Source organism: Pseudoxanthomonas kaohsiungensis, assembly GCF_010211765.1.
Taxonomy (GTDB): Bacteria; Pseudomonadota; Gammaproteobacteria; order Xanthomonadales; family Xanthomonadaceae; genus Pseudoxanthomonas; species Pseudoxanthomonas kaohsiungensis.
The window spans coordinates 1-5407 of sequence record NZ_PDWO01000029.1 but is presented as its reverse complement, the minus strand read 5'-3'; the positions used below and the strand labels follow the sequence as shown (position 1 = coordinate 5407).

The window sequence follows — 5407 nt, the reverse complement described above, 5'->3', positions numbered from 1 at the left end:
ATAGTGGGCCATACACCGACATCGAGATGTCACTCATTCTCGAATGGGCGAATCGTGCTGTGACGACGCAGGCGATTCCCTTTCGGGACTACACGTACCTTCTTTGCCTTGCCATGACCGCTCGGCGAGCGGTGCAGCTCGCGGCCCTTCGCGGCAAGGACCTGATTCGCGAGAATCGCGACGGCGCGTGGCTACATCGAATCGTCATTCCTCGTGCCAAACAGCGTGGTGTGGGATTTCGTGGCGAATTTCGATCACTGGCCGTCAACGAGGATCTGTACCTGGTACTGCAAGGGCAGCACCGTCGCTCGATCGTGACGGTAGAAGAGCAGTTAGGTCGTTCGGTGATGGACGACGGGCTCCTGCAGGAGATTCCGATTTTCATTAACGGTCGTGCGTTGATGAAGGTAGTCTCGTTGGAGGCCCTTAAGGAGGCCTTGCTGGGGCAGCGGCCAGACGCGCTGCATGAAACTACCGCTGCCTTAGGCGACGCGCTTCGAAGCTGCGGACGCAAGTCGACAGCGAGGTCAGAGCGGACGGGGGAGTTCATCCGACTCACCGCAACTCGGTTTCGGCACACGCGCGGCACAAAGCTGAGGCGCGAGGGCTATGGTGCATTCGTAGTTGCCGAGCTCATGGACCATTCCGACATTCAAAATGTCCGCGTCTATACTGACAACACGCCGCAGGAGGCGGTCGTCATCAATCAAATGATTGGTCCCAAGCTAGCGCCATTCGCGCAAGCTTGCATGGGCACACTCGTCCGCTCTGAGAGGGAGGCGATTCGAGGTGACGATCCCAAGAGCCGCGTTCCGAACGCGGAGCAACATGCGGTAGGAACGTGTGGAAACTATGGGTTCTGCGCGAGTGGATATCGCGCCTGCTACACCTGCCGTTTCTTCCAGCCGTGGGTGTTCGGGCCGCATGAAGAGGTGTTGGAGGAGCTCTACGCCGAGAAGGCCGCTGCCCAGGCCGCTGGGTGTGCAGAAGAAGTCGTCAATGCCGACGACCTGCTGATTCTGGCCGTGGAGCATTGCGTGCTGCGCTGCCAGCAGATGCGGGCGGAGGATGCATTAGTGGTGGAGCAGGTGCGTGGCTGAGATCGTCCAGTTCGTTCCCAAGGCCGAACTGGATGCGCGGGGCAACCTCACGGCGTTCATTCGGTTGTGTCGGGAAGAACTATCCGCTTTTGGTGGGCTGGCAACGTGGGACGAAGATCGCTGGCAAGACGGAAAAGCGGTCGTCGTATTCGGAACGAAGACGGCGCCGTTGACGTCCTACTCGTTTGTTCCTCTCGCGGAGCCATTCAAGCAGTTCGCGAAGGCCTACATCCGCTACGACTATAGCCATCGGCCGGTCGTGTCCTTGAGTTACCGCATTCAAGCCTTGCGATGTGTAGAGGCGGCGCTTCGGGACAGCCCCGGTCCGGTCGACATCCAGCGCATTACAGGCGCGGTGATGGATGCGAGCGCGCAAAAGTGTAGGGAGTTTGCTACGAGCGATGATTTCATCCATAAGACTGGCCTCGATCTGGTGAAGTTGTTCGACTTCCTTCGTAGAAACCACTTGGTGCCGTCCCTCCCGGCCTGGAAATCACCATTTCGAAAGCCCACGATCCTGACTGAAGATCTGGGCGAAGCGGGCAGGGAGCACCGAGAGAAGAAGCTCCCCTCCCACGCGGCGATGCTCGCCATGGCTGAGGTGTTCGCAGAAGCCAACGACAAGGAATCACGTTACTTCTCCTCGATCATGGCGCTATTGATGACGGCACCCAGTCGCGGGTCGGAACCGTTCAAGCTTCCCACCAACTGTCTGCAATGGGAGGCAGACGACAACGGCGAACAGCAGATGCTGTTTCGCTGGCGCGCCGCCAAGGGCAAGGGCGCGATGAAGAAGTGGATCGTGGCTCCCATGCACTCGGTCATGGAGGAAGCGCATCGTCGCCTGATGGAGTTGGGTGAGCCAGCGCGTCTTGCGGCCAAATTCGCCTTCGAGAACCCAGGCAAGTTTCTGATACATGCCGGTTGCATCACGGCGCCCGATCATCCGCAAGACGCCCCGCTGTCGCCCGAGGAGTTCTGCGCGGCGATCGGGCTCAAAGTGCCCAAATCCATTCGTCGACGTGACGGCACGGAAAACTGGTCCGCAATCAAAGTCAGCAAGCCTTTCGCTGCGGTGATTGCCTCGGGCGAGGTCACCTACGCACGGCTGGCCGATGTGGTACGACAAGTCTATGGCGGAGCCCATTGGCCCTATACCGACGCAACGCGGCAGCTTCTCATCTGGGACGCGTTGTGCCTGCATCGCGAGAATGAATTCCACGCAGAGTTTTCACCCAAAGCATTCTCCTGGCGGCTGGCCGACGTCAATGAGGTTAATAGACGCATGCAGGATTCCCATGGCCCTTCGCTCTTTGCGCGGTTCGGGAAGACGAATCCGGACGGGTCAAGGATCGAGATGACGACGCACCAGCCGCGCCATTGGCTCAACACGATGGGTGTACGGACGGGGATGGATGACTACACGCTCGCTCAGTGGGCAGGGCGTGCGGATCCCCGACACAACCGGCACTACGACCACCGAACGCCTGAAGAGCGAGCCTCAGAGGCGCGTGCGCTCATCATCGGGGAGCGGCCGTCCGTGCTCGAGCGTTTTAGGGATCGAAAGCCCGTCCACTACACGGAACTTGGCGTCGATCGCCCCGGCACTGCCAAGGTGACGCTGTACGGCCTCTGCACCCACGACTATTCCATGATGCCGTGCGAGAAGCGCCGGAAGTGTCTCACCTGCACTGAGCTCACCTGCATCAAGGGCGACCACATCACGTTGGACCGCATACGGCTGGCCGAGGCGCAAACGGCGTGGTTGCTCGAGCGGGCCCAGAAAGCGCACGAGGACGGTGAATTCGGCGCGGATAGGTGGGTCGACAACCACAAGTGGGAGTTGGCCCACCAGCGCGCGATACGTATCACGCTGGAGCATCCGGACGTCCCGGACGGCGCCCTGGTGCGGATTCCCGAGGGGCATGATCCTTCACCTATCAAGCGCGCACTCATTGACCTCGGTGTCCATGTCATCCCCGCCACTGAAGTCGCGACGCCCCCCATCGTTTCTCTACCATCCAAGCTGCCTGAAGATGCCTAAGCGGGTCATCACCAAGTCCAGTCTCCCCAGAATCATGCGAGAACTGGATCGCTGGGAGGGCAAGCTGACCTGGCCGCTGTTCTGTGCGCGCGTCGCCAAGGTTCTGGACGTCGAGTCCGTGTCTAAGCACACGATGTACCTCTACCCCTCTATCAAGGAGGGCTTCCAGAAGAGACAGAAGGACATCCGCACTGCCAGAGACGCCTTGCCCCGCGACTACACGCTTGAGGTCGCGACGCGACGGATTGCCGACTTGGAAGCACAGGTGAAGCGTCTTTCGGAGACCAACGAGCTGCTCCTGGATCAGTTCCGGCGCTGGCAGTACAACGCGTACGCAAACAATGTTCGCATGGACTTGTTGGCATGGGACAAACCTCTCCCGGAGGTCAACCGATCCGGTCGGTCGCGCAACAAGAAGAAGACAAAGGAAAAGAAGTCTGCATGAAGCTGACTCAGCAACAACTTGAAGCTCACCTATGACAACGGATCTCGCAGGGAGTTTCTCAACAGCCTGGTAGTTTTGGCCGTTTGCTGCGAGAAAGGCGCCAGGAACAGGAGCTCACGCTGACCGCCTTGGCGAAGGAACTGAATGTGACAAAGTCGTACCTCAGCATGCTGGAAAGTGGTCGGCGACAACCTGCGGATGACCAGTTCGAAGCCATCGGAAACGCGCTTCAGATACCAGCCGACGTCCTCCGCGTGGCGGCGGGCCGCCTGCCACCCGATGTCGCCACCGTCGTGCCCGAGAGAGCCGAAACCATCGTGTCAGCGATCCGGCGTGAGGACGCAAGTGCACGAGTGACGTTTGCCAGAGAGTTGTCTGTCGAGTTTCAGGAGGTCGTCCTGAAGGCTGCAGCACGACCTGGCCCATCGGATGACATCCAACCGTTTCCGGAGGGCCTCCGCGCTGGGAAGAACTCCCAGGCGTATCGTGCGCACAGCTACCATACGAAAGTCGCACCCGAGGCTATTGAGAAACTCATTCGCCATCACACGAATGAGGGGTCGCACGTAGGGCTGTGTGACCCCCATCCTGCAGCGTGACCTGATTGGGTCAAGGCCGAGTTGTCATGCAGGAAGTTTGGCTGCAAGAAGTTCGACCTTCTCGATATTGGGCGGAGAACTGAGCAAGGTCGCTGCGTTGGCCATCAAGGCCGCGGCGATCTGGCCGTTCAGATGTGCCTGGCGACCTGCCTCATCGGCAAAGGCATCGAACACACCAAACGTCGAAGGGCCAAACTTCAATGCGAACCAGGCCGTGGTGCCGGACTCGGCGTTGGCGAGCGGCAGTGCGCTGGCCAGGAAGTCGGCAAGCGCAGCCTCCTGGCCGGGTTTAGCTTCGAGGCGAACAAACAGGGCGAGCTTGGTCATGCTGTATTCCTTTGGGTAAATGGAAAAGTGGGTGAAGGGATCGACGAGACTGCAGTCTAAGTCTTCATGGCAGACATCTCTATTGGCAATAATGACAACATTGATATCATTGCTGTCATGAAACTCCACCTCCTTGTTTGTGATGGCGTGTTTGATCTGGGGCTTGCGGCACTCACTGACACAGTGGGCTTAGCCAATGCGATGGCGGGCTCGCTGCCACAGGCTCCCGCGCACATAGAGCTCACGCTGGTGGGCGTGCGGCGTCGCATCCGAACTGCGCAAGGCTTGACGGTCCCCGTGGTCACTGCGCATGGTGTGCCCGAACCAGACGTCGTGCTCGTGCCAGCGTTTGGCGACAAGATGCCTGACACGCTCTCGGCTCGACTCACACGCCCCGATGTGCCCGACGCGGTCGCGGCGCTACAGCAGTGGTCCACCGCTGGCGCGCACCTTGGTGCCGCTTGCTCCGGTAGTTTCTTGCTTGCAGAGAGTGGCTTGCTTGATGGGCATCGTGCGACGACGTCATGGTGGCTGGGGCCGATGTTTCGGCAGCGCTATCCGAACGTCACGCTGGACGAGTCACGCATGATCGTGAACTCGACACGCTTCACCACCGCGGGTGCCGCTTTGGCCCACGTCGACTTGGCCTTGCGCATCATCCGAGGGCGCAGTCCGGCGCTGGCGGCCCTGGTGGCACGCTATCTGCTGGTCGAGACACGCAGTTCGCAAGCCGAGTTCGTGATTCCCGACCACCTTGCGCATGCCGACCCGATGGTGGAGCGCTTCGAGTGCTGGGCCAGACGTCGGCTCGCGCAGGGGTTCTCGCTGGCCGAGGCGGCCAGCGCCGCGGGCACAAGCGAGCGCACCTTGGCGCGGCGGCTGCAAAGCGTTT

General features: G+C 60.3%; 6 protein-coding genes. 5 read left to right on the top strand and 1 reads right to left on the bottom strand.

Annotation, left to right across the window (positions count from 1 at the left end; translation table 11 throughout):
• From CSC66_RS17060 to CSC66_RS17840, 4 genes are all read left to right on the top strand, one after another.
• Positions 1-1100, top strand: a 1100-nt coding sequence (locus CSC66_RS17060) for a site-specific integrase (RefSeq protein ID WP_162378609.1), incomplete at its 5' end; no start/stop codon positions are given.
• Positions 1093-3144 carry a hypothetical protein gene (locus tag CSC66_RS17055; protein WP_196933255.1) on the top strand — a complete coding sequence of 684 codons (2052 nt, stop codon included), beginning with the start codon at positions 1093-1095 and terminating at the stop codon, positions 3142-3144. The genes CSC66_RS17060 and CSC66_RS17055, both read left to right, overlap by 8 nt.
• A 34-nt stretch (positions 3145-3178) precedes the next feature.
• A complete protein-coding gene (locus CSC66_RS17050; RefSeq protein WP_196933254.1) occupies positions 3179-3589 on the top strand; it encodes a hypothetical protein in 411 nt (136 codons plus the stop codon).
• An 83-nt stretch (positions 3590-3672) separates the two neighbouring features.
• The gene (locus CSC66_RS17840; RefSeq protein WP_046273000.1) at positions 3673-4188 is read left to right on the top strand and encodes a helix-turn-helix domain-containing protein; all 516 of its coding nucleotides are present in this window, start codon (positions 3673-3675) and stop codon (positions 4186-4188) included.
• Between the two features lie 24 nt (positions 4189-4212).
• Here CSC66_RS17840 and CSC66_RS17040 read toward each other — a convergent pair whose 3' ends face one another.
• Positions 4213-4515, bottom strand: a complete 303-nt coding sequence (locus CSC66_RS17040; protein WP_007182542.1) for a putative quinol monooxygenase — start codon at positions 4513-4515, stop codon at positions 4213-4215.
• Positions 4516-4581: 66 nt separating this feature from the next.
• Between CSC66_RS17040 and CSC66_RS17035 the strand changes: the two genes are divergently transcribed.
• The coding region (locus CSC66_RS17035) for a DJ-1/PfpI family protein (protein ID WP_202935691.1) at positions 4582-5407 on the top strand (826 nt) is incomplete at its 3' end.

Excerpts from the sequence above, each read along its gene's own strand:
- CSC66_RS17040 (WP_007182542.1), bottom strand. The coding sequence starts at position 4,515 with ATGACCAAGCTCGCCCTGTTTGTTCGCCTCGAAGCTAAACCCGGCCAG.
- CSC66_RS17050 (WP_196933254.1), top strand. The coding sequence starts at position 3,179 with ATGCGAGAACTGGATCGCTGGGAGGGCAAGCTGACCTGGCCGCTGTTC.